This window comes from Aquamicrobium aerolatum DSM 21857 (assembly GCF_900113935.1).
Taxonomy (GTDB): domain Bacteria; phylum Pseudomonadota; class Alphaproteobacteria; order Rhizobiales; family Rhizobiaceae; genus Aerobium; species Aerobium aerolatum.
In genome coordinates this window covers 1-14,776 of record NZ_FORF01000037.1, presented here as the reverse complement: position 1 = coordinate 14,776, position 14,776 = coordinate 1, and the positions used below count along the sequence as shown (strand labels likewise).

The 14,776-nt window shown below is 58.0% G+C and carries 16 protein-coding genes; 10 read left to right on the top strand and 6 right to left on the bottom strand.

What is annotated here, in order from left to right:
* The coding region (locus BMZ42_RS17290) for an integrase core domain-containing protein (protein ID WP_139207973.1) at positions 1-273 on the top strand (273 nt) is incomplete at its 5' end.
* 626 nt (positions 274-899) lie between these two features.
* On the opposite strand, the gene BMZ42_RS17285 is transcribed toward BMZ42_RS17290, so the two are convergent.
* The 3 genes from BMZ42_RS17285 to BMZ42_RS18175 form a co-directional block, all read right to left on the bottom strand.
* Positions 900-2,576, bottom strand: coding sequence for a calcium-binding protein (locus BMZ42_RS17285; protein WP_091525063.1), 1,677 nt, complete (start codon positions 2,574-2,576; stop codon positions 900-902).
* A gap of 129 nt (positions 2,577-2,705) precedes the next feature.
* Entirely contained in the window at positions 2,706-3,020 is a 315-nt protein-coding gene (locus BMZ42_RS17280; RefSeq protein ID WP_091525061.1) for a helix-turn-helix domain-containing protein, read from the bottom strand.
* A gap of 94 nt (positions 3,021-3,114) precedes the next feature.
* Positions 3,115-3,465: a hypothetical protein gene (locus tag BMZ42_RS18175; RefSeq protein ID WP_210185243.1), complete on the bottom strand. Its 351-nt coding sequence runs from the start codon at positions 3,463-3,465 to the stop codon at positions 3,115-3,117.
* 97 nt (positions 3,466-3,562) lie between these two features.
* On the opposite strand from BMZ42_RS18175, the gene BMZ42_RS17275 reads away from it, so the two are divergent.
* From BMZ42_RS17275 to BMZ42_RS17245, 7 genes are all read left to right on the top strand, one after another.
* Complete coding sequence (locus tag BMZ42_RS17275; protein WP_091525058.1) at positions 3,563-4,993, top strand: phage tail sheath subtilisin-like domain-containing protein; 1,431 nt, start codon at positions 3,563-3,565, stop codon at positions 4,991-4,993.
* 80 nt (positions 4,994-5,073) lie between these two features.
* A complete protein-coding gene (locus tag BMZ42_RS17270; protein ID WP_091525056.1) occupies positions 5,074-5,580 on the top strand; it encodes a phage major tail tube protein in 507 nt (168 codons plus the stop codon).
* A gap of 12 nt (positions 5,581-5,592) precedes the next feature.
* The gene (locus tag BMZ42_RS17265) at positions 5,593-5,883 is read left to right on the top strand and encodes a phage tail assembly protein (protein WP_091525051.1); all 291 of its coding nucleotides are present in this window, start codon (positions 5,593-5,595) and stop codon (positions 5,881-5,883) included.
* A gap of 135 nt (positions 5,884-6,018) precedes the next feature.
* Positions 6,019-8,619, top strand: a complete 2,601-nt coding sequence (locus tag BMZ42_RS17260) for a phage tail tape measure protein (RefSeq protein ID WP_175556780.1) — start codon at positions 6,019-6,021, stop codon at positions 8,617-8,619.
* Positions 8,619-9,047 carry a phage tail protein gene (locus tag BMZ42_RS17255; RefSeq protein WP_091525043.1) on the top strand — a complete coding sequence of 143 codons (429 nt, stop codon included), beginning with the start codon at positions 8,619-8,621 and terminating at the stop codon, positions 9,045-9,047. The genes BMZ42_RS17260 and BMZ42_RS17255 overlap by 1 nt, the downstream gene beginning before the upstream one ends.
* A 5-nt stretch (positions 9,048-9,052) precedes the next feature.
* A complete protein-coding gene (locus BMZ42_RS17250; protein WP_091525039.1) occupies positions 9,053-9,265 on the top strand; it encodes a tail protein X in 213 nt (70 codons plus the stop codon).
* A 3-nt stretch (positions 9,266-9,268) separates the two neighbouring features.
* Entirely contained in the window at positions 9,269-10,414 is a 1,146-nt protein-coding gene (locus BMZ42_RS17245) for a phage late control D family protein (protein WP_091525034.1), read from the top strand.
* Positions 10,415-10,471: 57 nt separating this feature from the next.
* On the opposite strand, the gene BMZ42_RS17240 is transcribed toward BMZ42_RS17245, so the two are convergent.
* Both BMZ42_RS17240 and BMZ42_RS17235 read right to left on the bottom strand, forming a co-directional pair.
* Positions 10,472-12,196 carry a hypothetical protein gene (locus BMZ42_RS17240; protein ID WP_091525029.1) on the bottom strand — a complete coding sequence of 575 codons (1,725 nt, stop codon included), beginning with the start codon at positions 12,194-12,196 and terminating at the stop codon, positions 10,472-10,474.
* A gap of 183 nt (positions 12,197-12,379) precedes the next feature.
* Positions 12,380-12,691 carry a helix-turn-helix domain-containing protein gene (locus BMZ42_RS17235; RefSeq protein WP_091525026.1) on the bottom strand — a complete coding sequence of 104 codons (312 nt, stop codon included), beginning with the start codon at positions 12,689-12,691 and terminating at the stop codon, positions 12,380-12,382.
* A gap of 608 nt (positions 12,692-13,299) precedes the next feature.
* Between BMZ42_RS17235 and BMZ42_RS17230 the strand changes: the two genes are divergently transcribed.
* Together BMZ42_RS17230 and BMZ42_RS17865 are read left to right on the top strand one after the other, a co-directional pair.
* Positions 13,300-14,088: a glycoside hydrolase family 108 protein gene (locus BMZ42_RS17230; RefSeq protein ID WP_091525021.1), complete on the top strand. Its 789-nt coding sequence runs from the start codon at positions 13,300-13,302 to the stop codon at positions 14,086-14,088.
* The gene (locus BMZ42_RS17865; RefSeq protein ID WP_139207999.1) at positions 14,088-14,336 is read left to right on the top strand and encodes a hypothetical protein; all 249 of its coding nucleotides are present in this window, start codon (positions 14,088-14,090) and stop codon (positions 14,334-14,336) included. Before BMZ42_RS17230 ends, BMZ42_RS17865 begins: the two co-directional genes overlap by 1 nt.
* A gap of 169 nt (positions 14,337-14,505) precedes the next feature.
* Here BMZ42_RS17865 and BMZ42_RS17220 read toward each other — a convergent pair.
* Positions 14,506-14,776: integrase core domain-containing protein (locus BMZ42_RS17220; protein WP_139207998.1), on the bottom strand; the 271-nt coding region annotated here is incomplete at its 5' end.

Here is a 14,776-nt window from a genome sequence, read left to right as displayed (position 1 = left end):
CATCCCCAGACCCAGGGCAAGATCGAGCGCTGGCACCAAACCATGAAGAACCGCATCCTGCTGGAGAACTACTTCCTGCCCGGCGACCTGGAGGCCCAGATCGGCGCCTTCGTCGAACACTACAATCACAGGCGCTATCATGAGAGCCTCGACAACGTGACCCCGGCAGACGCCTACTTCGGCAGGGCCGCAGCCATCATAAAACAGCGCGAAAGGATCAAACGACAAACCATCCAGCATCGGCGCTTGCAGCACCGCAAGCTCGCCGCATAACATCAACCCAAAGACGAGGCCGATACTCCGCTAATCCAAGACCCAAACTGCGCCAAATGATCTGACGACGGACAGCCCGAGTGCCCCGGGGCCGGGGGCTTTGCCCCCCGTCAGGCGGGCCGGCGCTGGGGCGCCTGAATCCCGAGAGGATTCTCCCTTTGCCGGCTCCCCCCAAAGGGGCACATCCAGCCTTGGGGGCTGGATGCTGTTCCGGCCGCCGGGCCTGCACAGCCCTTCGGGTGCTCTCCGGTGCCTGGCGGCACCTGCGCGGCTGGCGCCTTGCCTCGCCCGCAACCTCGACGGTTCGCGAGCTAGTCGCTCTGAGGCTTATCGTCCTGCCCGGTCGCTTGTCCAATGGACTCTCGTTGAATACGAATGCGAATCATCCCATGACCCGCATGTGGAAAAGCCCCGCGAACGGGGCTCTTCGTGCTGAGGCAACTTCGTTATCCCATCTGCGCTGAAACTCAGAACGCCATCTCAGGGTTCATTCGACAGCGCTTCAGAACAAATATCGGCTACTTCAGCTTTTTTGCACTAAGTGTTTACCGTTTTTTGACCTGGCCTACCCCCCGGAGGGGATAGACCAGCGGAAAACTTTACTTAGTTATCCTAGTGGAAAGGACTTATACAGCAGCAACTTCGAATGCATCGGCGCCGAGGAGGCTACCCGTACCTATCAGTTTAACCGCTGCATCGGCTACGCCGTCCGCATCTGCGTCATGGAAGACGTAGGTGTCGGCTCCAAATGTCCCTGCAACAAACGAAACGTCGTCGCTAAACGCGCCCTGGGCCAGTTCGCGCAAATCGTTGTAAGAAACCGCAATGCCCACTGATGCGAAATTGTCGTTCGTCAGTTCGGTCTCACCGAAGACCAGTGTATCTTGAGCGTCGCCGAAATTGAAATCATTGATGACGTCCAGGCTGCCCAAAACTGTGCCTTTGATATCAAGCACGAATGTATCTTCACCCAAGCCGCCGGTGAGGTCGTTCTTGCCCGCGCCCGCGATGATGGTGTCGTTGCCAGAACCGCTGACGATGATGTCGTTGCCGGCACCAGTGCTGATCGTCAGGGCGCCATCGGAGTTGCCGACGTAAATACGATCGTTTCCGGCACCGCTGGAGATGTTCGCATCTTCATCAAAGGCAGCGGCAGTTCCGCCGGCAGCTCCCGTGAGGTAGACGTCGCCGGTTACAGCGGAGGCGTTAAACGATTCAATGGTCGTGTTATCCCACGTATAAAACCCGAAGTCGCCCGCACCAGAGGCAGTCACGCTCGATACGCCACTCACCGTAGTGAATCCGCCGTTACCCTCAGCAACCGTGATTACAGCGTTTTCAACACCTTCGTCTTCAAGGTAGAAACCGGCATAGGAGCCAGCTGCATTTCCTTCAAGGGCGAAGTTGACGGTCGTATCCCCTTCAAGGCTGTCCGCAAAAGTAATATTCACGTCGCTATTGCTACCTTCGGCTCCCTTTATGCCAAAGATAGTTGCAACTGATGCGTCGTTATAACGGGTAGCAGCTGTGCCGGTAAAGCCCGTCATGTCCGTCCAGATCTGCTGAACGCCCGTGGCCGAAGCGAGATTAATCGTCTGGCCTAGGTGAGCGTTGTTGATGATCTCGATGTTGCGGAGCGTAGGCGCTGCGTTGTCAGCGGCCGCCCCAGTAGCGATATTCAGCGTGTCAACGCCGGCGCCACCGTCGAGAATGTCCCACGACTGCAACGTCGCGCCAGCGGTGCCAGACGGACCATCCATATCGAAGGCGCGGAAAGTGTCGTTGTCCGCGGTGCCCGTGAAGTCGGCGCCAGCGTCCACACCAGTAGTGAGCGTGTAGGTCTCGCCCGGAACTGACGGAATTGCCTCTTCCGGCTTGCCGTCACGCACTTCGAACTGGCCGAAGAGAACGTAGTGGCCATAGGCGTCTTCAGCAGTCTCGATGCCCGCGTCGGTCAGATCGGAGTTGGCGCCGAGGTAGGTTTCCCAGTCGAAATCTTCAAAGGAAATGAAGGAATCGCTTGGAGCGCGCTTCTCGTAGGCACCGAACTGCAGGTAGTGCTGGAATGGGTTCACGCCAGCGTTCAGCACGTCAATGTTGGCTGCGAGATATTCGGAGGTATCGAAGATGGCGTTCGGGTTGTAGCCCTCTTTCCAGCCGAAGTCGTTGTAGTGCTGCTCAGCGAACTGAGCCCAGTTCATGCCGGTGCCTGTTTCGGCGCCAGCATTGACGTAGGCGGTCAGAACGTCCGGACGTTCTGTCATGTAATAAGTTGCGTCGAATGAAAGGTGAGTGAGAGCCATTATCTATCTCCGTAGTGAATAGGCTTGACGTCAAAGCTTGCAAGCAATCAGCATCCCCGCGATGCTTGCAATATTCACCGGCTTTGCATGCATGCCGGCGAATTCTCAGGGCGATTGAAAAGTCTTCAGTTATTGAAGCTCATCATCGCCAAAAATCATCTTGTATGCGAAGGGTTCGTAGGACTGCAGCATCTTCATCGAGAAGATGCGCGGGTGAACATCAAGCGCCTCGGCCCAAGCCGGCCAGCGCTCAGGGATTATCTTTCCCTGACCGAGCTCAACTTGTGAAATATAGGTGTAGTAAAGGACGCCAACCTTCTCAGCGAGTTCTCGCTGAGTCAGTCCGGCCGCCTCTCTTTTCTGCCTAAGCCAGCGACCAGCTTCTGCGCGATGTGAAGGGCGTTCAACATCCCTCATATCAGCGCTTAGTCTCCCCTTGGCCATAGATGCTCTCCCGAAAGCAAATTCCCACAAGCTGATCGGGAGTATGCAAAGTAAAAGTCAGGAGTCTAGCAGAAAATTACGTGCTGGCACCGAACTATATATCACCACCGCACTTGCAACCACGCATCGTTGCATCGCTTTTCAGGTAACGACTATCGTTTTTGAAGCGGAATTTTCTCTCGTCATCTGCGTCTATTGAGATTGGATACAAGTTGATATTTCTGAAAAAGATTCTATGTTTCAGTATTTTATGCGGATTTTTGAGGCGCACCCGCAGCCCACGTCGCCGCCGGGATTTTTGCTGCCGGCTATAGGGTGATGGGGCGCGTTCGCGATCATATCTGTCAAAAAAATACAGTGATAACTGGATAAAAAATCCGACAGAACAGATGCTTTTTTGCGCAAAGTTTGTCTTGGAGTTGCTGTCGGGCGCCTGAGCGATCATTTGCGACTGCTTATTCAGCCCAACAAAACCGGGCTTGATTCCGGATACTTACTTCACCAACCGGCCCGTGAGGCCAATGAAACGGGAGAGCCGAAACATGGCTTCTGTGTCCTTTCACCACGGCACGCGCGTATTCGAGAGTGCCGATACACCGCTTCTTGTCAGAACGGCCCAGACAGCCGTTATCGGCCTCATTGGCACTGCGCCGGATGCTGATGCGGTCAAGTTTCCGCTGAACAAGCCGATCCAGATCTTGCGCCCACAGGATGCGGTGGATCTGGGCGTCACCGGAACCATACCTGAAGCGCTGGACAGCATCTTCGACCAGATCGTCTGTCCGGTGATCGTCGTGCGTATCGAGGAAGAAACTGAAATGGCGGCACTGTGGGCCAATGCCATTGGCAGCCAGGTCGCATTCACCGGCGTACACGCCTTTCGCAGGGCCGCGCCAGATGGCCTTTACCAGCCAAAGCTGATCGTCGCCCCCGGCCTGACGCAGGCGCTGCCCGAAAATGGTATCCTTTCGATTGCGGTGACCAATGGCGGCACCGGCTATGTCGCAGAAACCACCGCGGTGACCATTACCGGTTCAGGTGGCAGCGGCGCTGCTGCCACGGCCATTGTGGTGGATGGCGCGATCACCGCGATCAAGGTCACCAATCCCGGCAGCGGCTATAGCGGCGCGGTCACCGTGACGATTGCGGGCGCAGGCGAGAATGCGGCGGCAACTGCGACCAAAGGCACGGCGATGAACCCGGTCGTGGCCGAGCTGATGAGCGTCGCCGACACCCTCAAGGCCATGGTGTATGTCGATGGTCCCGACACTTCCGACCAGGCGGCGGTCCAGTATCGCGGGCTGATCAATTCCGAGCGTATCGCAATCTGTGATCCGAAGGTTCTGAAGTTCGACACAGATGACGCGGTTTACCTGCCTCGGCCATCATCGCCGATCTGGGCGGCCCGTCAGGCACGCATGGATCTGGAACAGGGCTTCTGGTGGGCGGGTTCGAATGTTGAAGTCGCTGGCATCGGTGGGGTCAACCGACCGATCGAATATGGGCCACAGTCGAACTATCTCAACGAAAATCGCGTCAACACAATCGTCAACATTGACAATAGCGGTTTCCGGCTGTGGGGCGTGTGGACATGCGCCAGCGATCCAATGTGGCAGTTCATCCCGGTGCGGCGGACTGCGGATGCGGTCAATCAGGGCCTGATGCGCGCCTATATCGAGTTCAATGATCGCCCGTTCTCGCTCGCCAATGTGAAATTCCTGGTTGAGGGCGGACGCAATCACATGCGCACGATGGAGCTTGAGGGCGCGCTTCTCCCCGGCTCGGATGTCTGGCTGCTGGATAGCAACAGCGAAGAGGACATGGCGCAGGGCATCGTCAAGCTGGGCGTCAAGTTCGAGCCGCCGGCACCCATGACGGATATCCGCATTACCGCACATCGCAACATTGTTGCGTATGAGCTTCTGCTCAACCAGGCGATCCAGGAACTCAGCAGCGGCTCGCTGGCTGCCTGATCGCGATATCGCCATCACGATCTCGCCGGCTGCATCAGGGCAGCCGGCATCTCCATCACCAATGATGAAAGGTCCCGGCCATGTCAGACATGCCGAATTACATCTTGCGCAACTGCAACATCTTCGTCGACCGGGTTTCCCAGATCGGGCAGGCGAGTGAAATCACCCTGCCGGTGCCGACCGAAAAGCTTGAGGAAATCCGCAACGCCGGCATGGTGATGCCAATCGATGTTCCGATGGGCTACGAAAAGCCCGAGGCAGGTTTCAAGCTGACCTCTTTCGATCCTGTCGTCATCAAGCTGTTCGGGCTGGCGGTGGGCGTCAACAAGGAGTTCCTCGCTACGGGCGCGCTCGCGCATGAGGATGGCCGGGTCTTCAGCGCCACAGCCTATATGGTCGGCCGGCTGACTGCGTTCGATCCAGGCTCATGGTCTCCCGGCGAAAAGGCCGAGACGGAATATTCGATCAGCATCCGCAAATACCGCCTTGAGGTCGAAGGCAATGTGCTGGTCGAGGCCGATCCGTTCGACGTGTCCGTTGGCGGTGTTTCCCAGACCGCCAGCATCCGCCGCGCCCTGCTGGTCTGATAGGAGCATCCAATGACTGACACTGCCATCGTCGCAAAACTTTCCAGGTCCTACACCGTTGCAGGTAATGAAGTAGACAGCATCAGCTTTCGGGTGCCGAAGCTGGCTGACCTGCTGGACGTCGAGCGTGCCGCCATTGTGGCAGGCATACAGGGCTCGCACGGCATGACGGCGCTGATGATTGCCCAGCTTTCCGACGCAACCATGTCGGAGATCGGCGAGTTCTCCATGGCTGATTATGCGACCTGCGATCGCGCTATCAGCCCTTTCATGAAAACAGCAGAGGGGGGTGGCGGCGGTTAGCCGCCTGGCTCTGCCGGGAACTCAACACGCCGCTCTCAGAAATACTGGCGATGACCCCCGACGAAGCGCTGCTTTGGCGCGATGAACTGGTCTCGCTTCTGGCGCCGCCGAAATCAAGGAAAGGCAAAGGCTGACATGTCGACACGTACATCAAAACTGATCGTCAGCCTCGTCGACGGTGTCTCAAGGCCAGCAAGGGGCGTCAGCGCTGCGCTGAATCGGCTGCAGAATTCTGCACAGCGCACCAGCGGCGCGATGCTGGGCAGTGCTTTTACCGGCGGGGCGGTGCGCAACCTGATTGCAATGGGTGCGGGCTATGTCGGCATTACCAAAGGCATCGGTGGCACCGTTGGCGCGGCGATCAAGTTTGAGGAATCGTTCGCCGATGTCCGCAAGGTAGTCGACGGCACGCCAGCGCAGCTTCAGGAGATCCGTCATGAAATCCTGTCGATGTCCAGGATGCTGCCGACCTCGGCAGAGGGCATCGCTGCCATTTACGCTGCTGCAGGCCAGTCCAACATTCCGATCCGCGAGCTGGGCAAGTTTTCTGAAATGGTCGCAAAGGTGGCCGTGGCATGGGACACGACCGAGAGCGAGACATCGCAGGCGCTGGCGGAAATCAAGACGCAGCTCGGGTTCGGCGTTGATCAGATCGGCCTTTATGCGGACGCGCTCAACCATCTGGGCAATAATACTGCAGCCCGTGCACCAGACCTGATCGACTATTCGAAGCGCATTGCAGCGCAAGGCCAAATGTATGGATTTGCAGCCACCGAGTCTCTGGCGTTCGGGTCGGCCATGATCTCCATGGGTGCAGAATCCAACATTGCGGCAACGTCATTCCGCAATATGGGCATGGCGCTGGCGGATGCCGATAGTTCATCGAAGAAAACACGGGCATCGTTCAAGCGCCTTGGGCTGGATTACACCAAGCTTTCAAAGCGATTTAACGATAATGCGACAGGCACTATGCTTGACGTGTTCGAGCGCATCCAGGCGCTGCCCGAGCATGAGCGGCTCTCCACGGCGATCAGCGTGTTTGGGCGCGAAGCCCGCGCGCTAATGCCGATCATCAACAATACAAAGGAGTTGAAACGACAGCTCGGGCTGGTCGCGCGCGAGACAGACTATGCGGGTTCGGCGTTTGAAGAATACATGGTTCGAGCCGAAACCAGCGGCAACGCACTGTCCATTCTTTGGAACAAGTTCCGGGCGTTTGGCATCGGCGTCGGCGATAGCTGGCTTCCGGCGATCAAGGAACTTGGCCTTGGCGTCGGCGACGTGCTTGATACGTTACACAAACGCATCGGTGTCCTCGACGAGGTGAAGGCGGGCTTTTCTGCTTTCATGGGCGGATTCGGCTATGGCGGCGATGGCGGCCTGCGCAAGCTCATCAACGATATGGGCGATACGTTGTTTGGCAAAGCCTTTGATGGGCATGTGCTGGACGGCGCAGACGAGCGCGCTGTCGGGCTTGCCAAGATCAGCAACACCTTCCGGAATGTCGGTCGTGATTTTCGTGCCTTCGCCGATGATATCCGGTCAGGAGACGTCTGGGGCGCTGTCGGCCATGTTGGCGATGCGATTTCCAGGACGAGCGGTGCGGCGACGGTTGGTGGTGCGCTCGCGATCGCGCTGACTGGTCGTGCCTTGCTCGGCCTTGCGTCTGGTGCGGCCGCATTGGCCCTTTCAAAGACAGGTCGCATCTTCCTTGCCGCGATCGCTGTGGCGAAGCTGATCGAGGCAGTGAAGGGCGCTGACAGCATCGGGAACTTTGTTGAGAACATGAAGGGCGTCGAGGCGCTCGAATGGGCGGCCATTGGCGCGGGCATCCTAATGCTGGTTGGCCCCACAGCAAAGCTTGGCAAGGCGATCGGAAAGCTATTCGGGCGCGGCAAGCCAGCGATGCCAGCCGCACCGAAGGCAGCGCCCGCGTCCCCGAAAACCGCAGTGCCGGGTTCCAGGCCACCCGCGACGCCTGGTTTGGCGACAAAGCCCGCGAAAGGTTTCAAGTCACCTTTTGCCCCTGAGGCCGGAAATACTGCTCCCGTCAGACGCGGCCCGACAGGCACGCCGGTCAGGCGAGCACCCGTGCCGGCGCCCATGATGGATCTACCCGCAATCACGCCCAAACCGACGGGCTGGGGGGCAGCCGCAAAAAACCTGTTTGGCAAGGGCGGATTGATCGCAACCGGTCTTCTGGCTGCTGGCGAGTGGGCTATCGAAGCCGGGCTCAACAAAGTCGCCGATCAGCTTTACACGAGCGAGCAACGTGCAAAAGCTGCCGAGCGAACCGGCGGGCAGTCGCCCTCAACGCTGGGCAATCTGCTGGCGCTCGATCGCGAGCTTGGTCTTCTGTTTCCGTCACTTCGTGCGCTTGCACCTGCTGCAGCGACGCCGGGCGGATTTGCTGGGGCCAGCGGCCCGTCGCCGCGCGAAGCCGAGAGCAGGTCGATGCTCAACCTCGATCGGCAGATGAACGATATCCGTGATCTGCTCGATAGCCGAAAGGGGCCGCAAGAGGTGACGCTGATCGACGTGCCGACGGTCCAGACCAGGCCGACCGGCACGCAACAGGTTCGCGTGGTCAACCCGATGCCCGCACCGGTCATCAACGTCACCGTCAATGCGTCAACGAATGCCGATCCGCGGCAGATCGCATCAGCCACGCGCGATGCCATTTCAGCCGAGCTGGCTTCGCTGATGAACGGCTCTTATTCCGATGGAGTTGCGTAATGGCGATCCCGATGGCTTTGGGCCCCTTCATGTTCCACGCAACGCGGTTTGGCTACAACGGGCTTGGGCGCACTCTGTCGACGCGCTGGGCAGATGTTCCCACAGTGGGCGGCCTCAACAGTATCCAGTGGACTGGCGGCGATGATGATGCCGTCATGGTTGAGGGTGTGATCTTTCCGAAAGAGTTCGGCGGCCTTGCTGTTCTGGAAAGCATACGTGGCGCGGCGGCATCAGGAATGGTGCTGCCGCTCATCACCCTGGCAGGAAATGTCTACGGCATGCACGTGATCGAGATGGTCTCCGAGGACCAATCTTTCCACGATGAGTTTGGACTGCCACGGAAAAACATATTCCGTCTCGGGTTGAGGCGTCACCCCGGCGGGGCAAGCTTGTCCCCGATCTCTATCGTTCAGACGCTGTTTGGATAGTCACCATGCCGACCACCTATCGCACACATCATGGGGAAATGATCGATGCGATCTGCCGACGCGCCTATGGCGATGAGAGCGGGTATGTCGAGGCCGTTCTTGACGCAAACCCCGGCCTGGCGGCAGCCGGGCCGTTGCTGCCTGCGAATATGCTGATCGTCCTTCCGCGCGTTCCGAAAGCTTCAGAAGTCATCAAGACCGTGGCCCTGTGGACCTAAGCGATGAAGTCACCAGCTGCAGAGATTACGGTCAACGGAAAACCTGTCGCATCGATCTTCAATGAAAGGATCGTCAGTGTGACGGTGACGGACAAGGAGGGCGTCACCAGCGACACGGTGTCGTGTGAGCTGAATGACGGCAGCCCGTTCGCGAAGATCCCGATGAAGGGAGACACGATCAGCGTGAAGCTTGGCTATCGCGAGACCGGTATGGAAGACTTCGGAACCTATACTGCTGATGATCCTGAGGTCACCTGTCTGCCATATGGCATGACTGTCAACGGCAAAGGGGCCAATGTTCGCGACCAGGCAAAGCAGCATCGATCGCGCCATTGGGAAAAGAAGACGGTTAAAGACATCGTCTCCGAGATCGCCGCTGAAAACGACCTTGACCCGGTCATCGATGGGGAGATCGGCAGTCACGTCTATGAATGGTTTGGCCAGCAGGATGAGAGCGATCTTCACGTTGTCGAACGCCTGGCTCGCCGCCATGGCGCTTTTTTCTCGATAAAGGCTGGCAGGCTGATCTTTGCAGCCAAGGGGACCGGTCGCTCGGTGTCAGGCGCTGCGCTGCCTCACACGATCGCGACGCCTGCCAATATCGTGGCCGACACCTGCAAGACCACGTTCTCGTTTCGTCATCAGTTCAAGAAGGTCAAGGCGCGCGCCCAGGACCGTGAAGAGGCGAAGGTCGTTGAGGTCGAGGAAGAGAGTGATGAGAATGGAACTGCCGATTACACGCTGGCGGAGCCATTCGCAGATGAGACAGAGGCGAAGCGCGCAGCCGGGGCCAAGGCAGCCGACCTGAAACGGGAAACCATCCGGACCAGCGTGACGCTGATTGGCGATCCCACTATCCGCGCCGGTGCGCTGTTTTTCTACAGCGGTGTTCGACCGGAGCTTGATGAGATCGACTTCATCATCGAGACGGCGACACACACGATCTCAAAATCGGGTTACACGACGCAGGTTGAAGCCAAGCTCTACGTGCCTGCGAAAACTGGCGGCAAGACCGGGACCGGTTCGCAGGATAGATCTGCCCAGTCGGGCGGGGCTGAGGCCACCGGTTCAGAGGCTGGCTCACCGCGCCCGGCTCAGTTTCGCAGTCCGAGGTCGCTGGGCGATGCTGGCGGGGGCAGGAGATACTGACCGGCAAAGAAAAAGGGGACCGATTGGCCCCCTCTCTCATGACTGGCTGACGATCGATCAGGCGATCGCAGTGTCGGTGTAGCGCAGAGCGCCGTTCTGGAAGGTCAGGTCGCCTGCATCGACGCCAACGAGACGGATCGTCTCCCCTGCCCAATCGCCATTCAGATGGCCATCATAGGTCTCGAGCTCGACGTAAACGAGCGTATCGTTTCCGTCCTGCTGGAGGAAGATGTCGAGGCCGGTGAGCGAACCGAAGTCGGCCTTGCCGTCCAGGTCGGCATCGTCTGCGACGGTGATTGCAGAGTAGTTGTTGCCGATGAAGAGCAGGTCGCCTTCGCCGAAGTTGTTAATGATGTCATTAACATCGTTTTCCCCGCCGAACACGAAAATATCGTTTTTCTCATCGTCGCCGTCAGCAGTGCCTGCCACGACAACCGGCTTGCTGTAACCAAGACCTTCGATCGCTTCCTCTGCTGCGGTAACACCCTCTCGGAGTGTCTCCAGGGCGTCGACAAGTGCCTGGGCCTCAGCGATCTCTCCACGCAGTTCAGCACGAGCTGCTACTGCGGCCTCAGCTTCTGCAAGATCGTCCTGTGCGGCGCGAAGAGCTTCATAGAGCGCGTAGGCTTCATCTGCTCCTACACTCGGGCTTTCAAACAGCGAGGTCAGTTCACCAGTTTCTTCGACATAGAAGTCGTTGAGATCACCGTCGAAGCTTTCAAGGTCGAAGTCTGGGTTGCCAGCCAACACGAAGTTATGGATTGCTTCTTCGAATGTTTCGCGCGCTGCTGCGTAAGCGACAGCAGCATCGAAAGCTGCCTGGCCGTCTTCAAGAAGCTGCGATGCACCCAGTAGGGCTGCAGGATCGAACTCGTCGTTTGCTTCTGCAAATTCGAGCTGACCGTTCTCACCGACAATCAGGATCTGGTAGTCGCCCAGGGTCAAGATCGCTGTGCCTGGCTCGAGGCCTGCCAGATCTCCCCAGCTGACGTTCCCGAAGCTATCTTCGCTTACTGCTAGCGAAAGTCCATTTACAGCAATAAACGAAGCAACCTCACCATGCAGTGCAATCATCGCTGGCAGGCCAGCCTTGACGGCAGCGACGTAAGCTTCCTGCGCACTTGTCAGTGCTGCTGCAGCGTCTGAAAGGCCTTCGACTGCGTCGACTGCATCCTGAGCGTCGCTAAGGTCCGCGTTAGCCTGCGTGACAGCTGCTCCAAGCTGCGCGTCTGAAGGAGCGTCGTCCAGTTGAGCTTTGAGAGCAACCAGAGCGCCATCAACATCCTCGTTTTCCTCAACAAAGTCGGCAACGGCCTGCTCTGCTGCCTGAAGGTTCTCCAGAGCCTTCTTGAGTTTGAACTCTGCGTTGTCTGGCGCGCCAGGGCGCTCTTCGTTCCAGCCAAAGGTGATGTAGTGATCATAGGCAGCAGCGGCAGTATTGATGCCAGCAGCCTGAAGATCCGGATTGGCGTCGACGTAGGCTTCCCAGTCAAAATCTTCGAGCGCAGGGAAGTCGGCGTTCGGTGCACGGCCTTCGGCCTGGCCGAACTCGTTATAGTGCGTGAACGGATTTACGCCTGCTGCAGCGACGTCCTGGTTGGCCTCGAGGTATTCGTTCGTGTCGAATACTTCGTTCGGGTTGTAGCCTTCTTTCCAACCGAATTCGTTGTAATGGGCAAGGGCGAATTCCTGCGGCGAGAGCGCCCGGTCAGAGTTAAGCCATGCTGTAAGAACGTCTGGGCGTTCGCGGTAGTAGTATGTCGTGTCAAAAGAAAGTGCCATTATTGGAGTCTCCGTTTGGCTGTATTGACGTCAAGCGCTGCGATCCAAGGAGATGAGTTTGGAGCGCAGATAAACATCGGGCTGCATGCGACCGATGAATTTGAAAATTCCTGCAAGCTGGTGCTGCTGAATTGATGAGAGAAGATGCGCTGAGCGTGCATTGTCTCGGTCCCCAGATGAGCGTTACTTGTCGCTCTCTCCGAAAATCAGGCGGTATGCGCAGGGCTCATAGGCTTCGAGCAATTTGAGCGAGAAGATCCTCGGGTGAATTTCCAGAACTTCAGCCCAGCGCTCCCAGCGCTCAGGGATGATCTTTCCGTGGCCAAGCTCAATCTGGGAAATATAGGTGTAGTACAGAGAGCCAACTTTCTCAGCGAGCTCTCGCTGTGTCAGTCCGGCTTCTTCACGTTTTGCTTTCAGCCAGCGCCCGATTTCGACACGAGATTCCGTCCTGTCGACCTGCTGAAGATCAGCGCTCGTTCTGCCTCTCGCCATTTCGGATAACCCCACCCCAGCAATCATCTGTTTCCAGGGATGAAAACAAACAGAACTGCGCGAGATTGTCCAGTGTATGTATGAATATTATTTTCAGTAACAGGGATCACTGTTACGCTCGGGCTTGAATTATTGAATTCGTGGCAAACGATTATTGTATGACGACTCACGGTGCGGCAGATCAGAAGTAAGTGTGAGAAAAGCAATATTTCGTTGATTCATACAGAAATATAGCTGTTCTTCGGTTGTTTTGCGCACAGATAACGTCTGGCAGGTGCATGAGCTATCTCTAGCTGTCTGCACTCCCCATCAAGCAAACAAAATAGTGATTACTGGACAAAAGGCGGCGGACCTCGTCGAGGTTTTTGCAGCCTTGACGTCAAATCGGCATGAATTGATCCGTCACGAATCCGGATCCTTGCGAGGTTTGGCCTGCCGCATCTGGCCAGAACAGAGAGCTCAGCATCGTCTCAACTGAGGTCGCGATACAGACCCTGCCAGCCGGTGGGGGTGTGGCGCGGCTGTCGAAGATTTCGTTCCCGAACTGATGTCAGCCGCGGCTGACCAGTCTCCAGCTGTCGCAATGGTACCAACTCAAAGGATCTGTCATGGACCGCAATTTTGCGCGGGCGCTTTCGCTCGTTCTCAAACATGAAGGCGGGTGGGCGGACAACCCGAAGGATCCTGGCGGCGCGACGATGCGCGGCGTCACGCTCGCCACGTTCCGGCGCTATGTGAAGCCGAATGCCACCAAGGATGATCTGCGCAAGATCACTGACCAGCAGATCGCTGCGGTCTATCGCCGTCATTATTGGGATGCAGTTGCTGGTGCCGAACTCCCAGACGGGATCGACTACGCGGTGTTCGATTTCGCGGTGAACAGCGGGCCTGCTCGTGCTGCCAAATACCTACAGGCCATTGTCGGTGTCACCACAGACGGCAAGATCGGACCCGCAACGCTGGCTGCAACACGCGCGAAGCTGCATGCCGACGTGATCCACAAGCTGTGCGACAGCCGTATAGCATTTCTCAAGCGCCTGCCGATTTGGCCGACGTTCGGCAAAGGCTGGGCGAGCCGCGTCAGCGACGTACGGCGCCAAGCCCTCGAACTCGCCGCGCGCCCCACGCCGGAGCGGCCTTCGATCATCGAGAAGGAAGTTGCCAAGCCGGTTGTCCCGGTCTCTGTCGATCAGGAAGTGAAGCGACAGACGAACGGGGCAGGCTGGTTTACCAGCATTCTCACCGGTGGCGCAGCTGGTGCGGGTGCGATCTTTGGAGCCGACTGGATGACGGTGCTGGCAATCGGGGGTGTCGGGCTCGTGTCGCTGGTGCTGCTCTTTCTGTTCCGCCACCGCCTTCTGGCGGCGATCAATGAAGTCAGGGCAGGGTGGGCGTGATGACTGCCTTGCTGTTCTCGCGCGCAGGCGCGGCATTGGCTGGCGTTGTCGTCGTCCTCGGCCTGCTCACCTTCAGCTACGTCAAAGCCTATCAGGCAGGCGCTGCAGCGGAGCGCATGGCCACCCTCAACCTATCCGTCGAAGTCTTGCGCGAAAGGAACGCGACCGATGACCAGATACGCAACCTGGATGACGCTGGCCTGTGCGCCGCTCTTGGCGGCCTGTTCGCAGACGGCACCTGCCAGTGAATGCGATGGCTGGCGCAAGCTGACCGCATCGGCGCAAACCCGTGCATTCATCATCGAGCATGACCGACCTTTTGCCGAGCAGGTCGCGGCTCACAATGGATTTGGGACAAGCCGGGGGTGCTGGTAAATGTGAACCGCGCCGGGTTTGCCGGAGGCCGTTTGGTTTAAGTTATGCGGCCATGTCTGGGGCGTCCAGCATGGCGTAGTAGCGTTGTTCGGCCTCCGCTGGCGGAATGTTTCCGATGGTCTCCAGAAGCCGCCTGTTGTTGAACCAGTCCACCCATTCCAGGGTGGCGAATTCCACGGCTTCGAAGCCGCGCCATGGTCCTCTTCGATGGATGACCTCGGCCTTGTAGAGACCGTTGATCGTTTCGGCGAGCGCGTTGTCGTAACTGTCGCCCACGCTTCCTACGGAAGGCTCGATGCCTGCTTCCGCCAGC

Excerpts from the sequence above, each read along its gene's own strand:
- BMZ42_RS17285 (WP_091525063.1), bottom strand. The coding sequence starts at position 2,576 with ATGGCTCTCACTCACCTTTCATTCGACGCAACTTATTACATGACAGAA.
- BMZ42_RS17280 (WP_091525061.1), bottom strand. The coding sequence starts at position 3,020 with ATGGCCAAGGGGAGACTAAGCGCTGATATGAGGGATGTTGAACGCCCT.
- BMZ42_RS18175 (WP_210185243.1), bottom strand. The coding sequence starts at position 3,465 with ATGATCGCTCAGGCGCCCGACAGCAACTCCAAGACAAACTTTGCGCAA.
- BMZ42_RS17275 (WP_091525058.1), top strand. The coding sequence starts at position 3,563 with ATGGCTTCTGTGTCCTTTCACCACGGCACGCGCGTATTCGAGAGTGCC.
- BMZ42_RS17270 (WP_091525056.1), top strand. The coding sequence starts at position 5,074 with ATGTCAGACATGCCGAATTACATCTTGCGCAACTGCAACATCTTCGTC.
- BMZ42_RS17265 (WP_091525051.1), top strand. The coding sequence starts at position 5,593 with ATGACTGACACTGCCATCGTCGCAAAACTTTCCAGGTCCTACACCGTT.
- BMZ42_RS17260 (WP_175556780.1), top strand. The coding sequence starts at position 6,019 with ATGTCGACACGTACATCAAAACTGATCGTCAGCCTCGTCGACGGTGTC.
- BMZ42_RS17255 (WP_091525043.1), top strand. The coding sequence starts at position 8,619 with ATGGCGATCCCGATGGCTTTGGGCCCCTTCATGTTCCACGCAACGCGG.
- BMZ42_RS17250 (WP_091525039.1), top strand. The coding sequence starts at position 9,053 with ATGCCGACCACCTATCGCACACATCATGGGGAAATGATCGATGCGATC.
- BMZ42_RS17245 (WP_091525034.1), top strand. The coding sequence starts at position 9,269 with ATGAAGTCACCAGCTGCAGAGATTACGGTCAACGGAAAACCTGTCGCA.
- BMZ42_RS17240 (WP_091525029.1), bottom strand. The coding sequence starts at position 12,196 with ATGGCACTTTCTTTTGACACGACATACTACTACCGCGAACGCCCAGAC.
- BMZ42_RS17235 (WP_091525026.1), bottom strand. The coding sequence starts at position 12,691 with ATGGCGAGAGGCAGAACGAGCGCTGATCTTCAGCAGGTCGACAGGACG.
- BMZ42_RS17230 (WP_091525021.1), top strand. The coding sequence starts at position 13,300 with ATGGACCGCAATTTTGCGCGGGCGCTTTCGCTCGTTCTCAAACATGAA.
- BMZ42_RS17865 (WP_139207999.1), top strand. The coding sequence starts at position 14,088 with ATGACTGCCTTGCTGTTCTCGCGCGCAGGCGCGGCATTGGCTGGCGTT.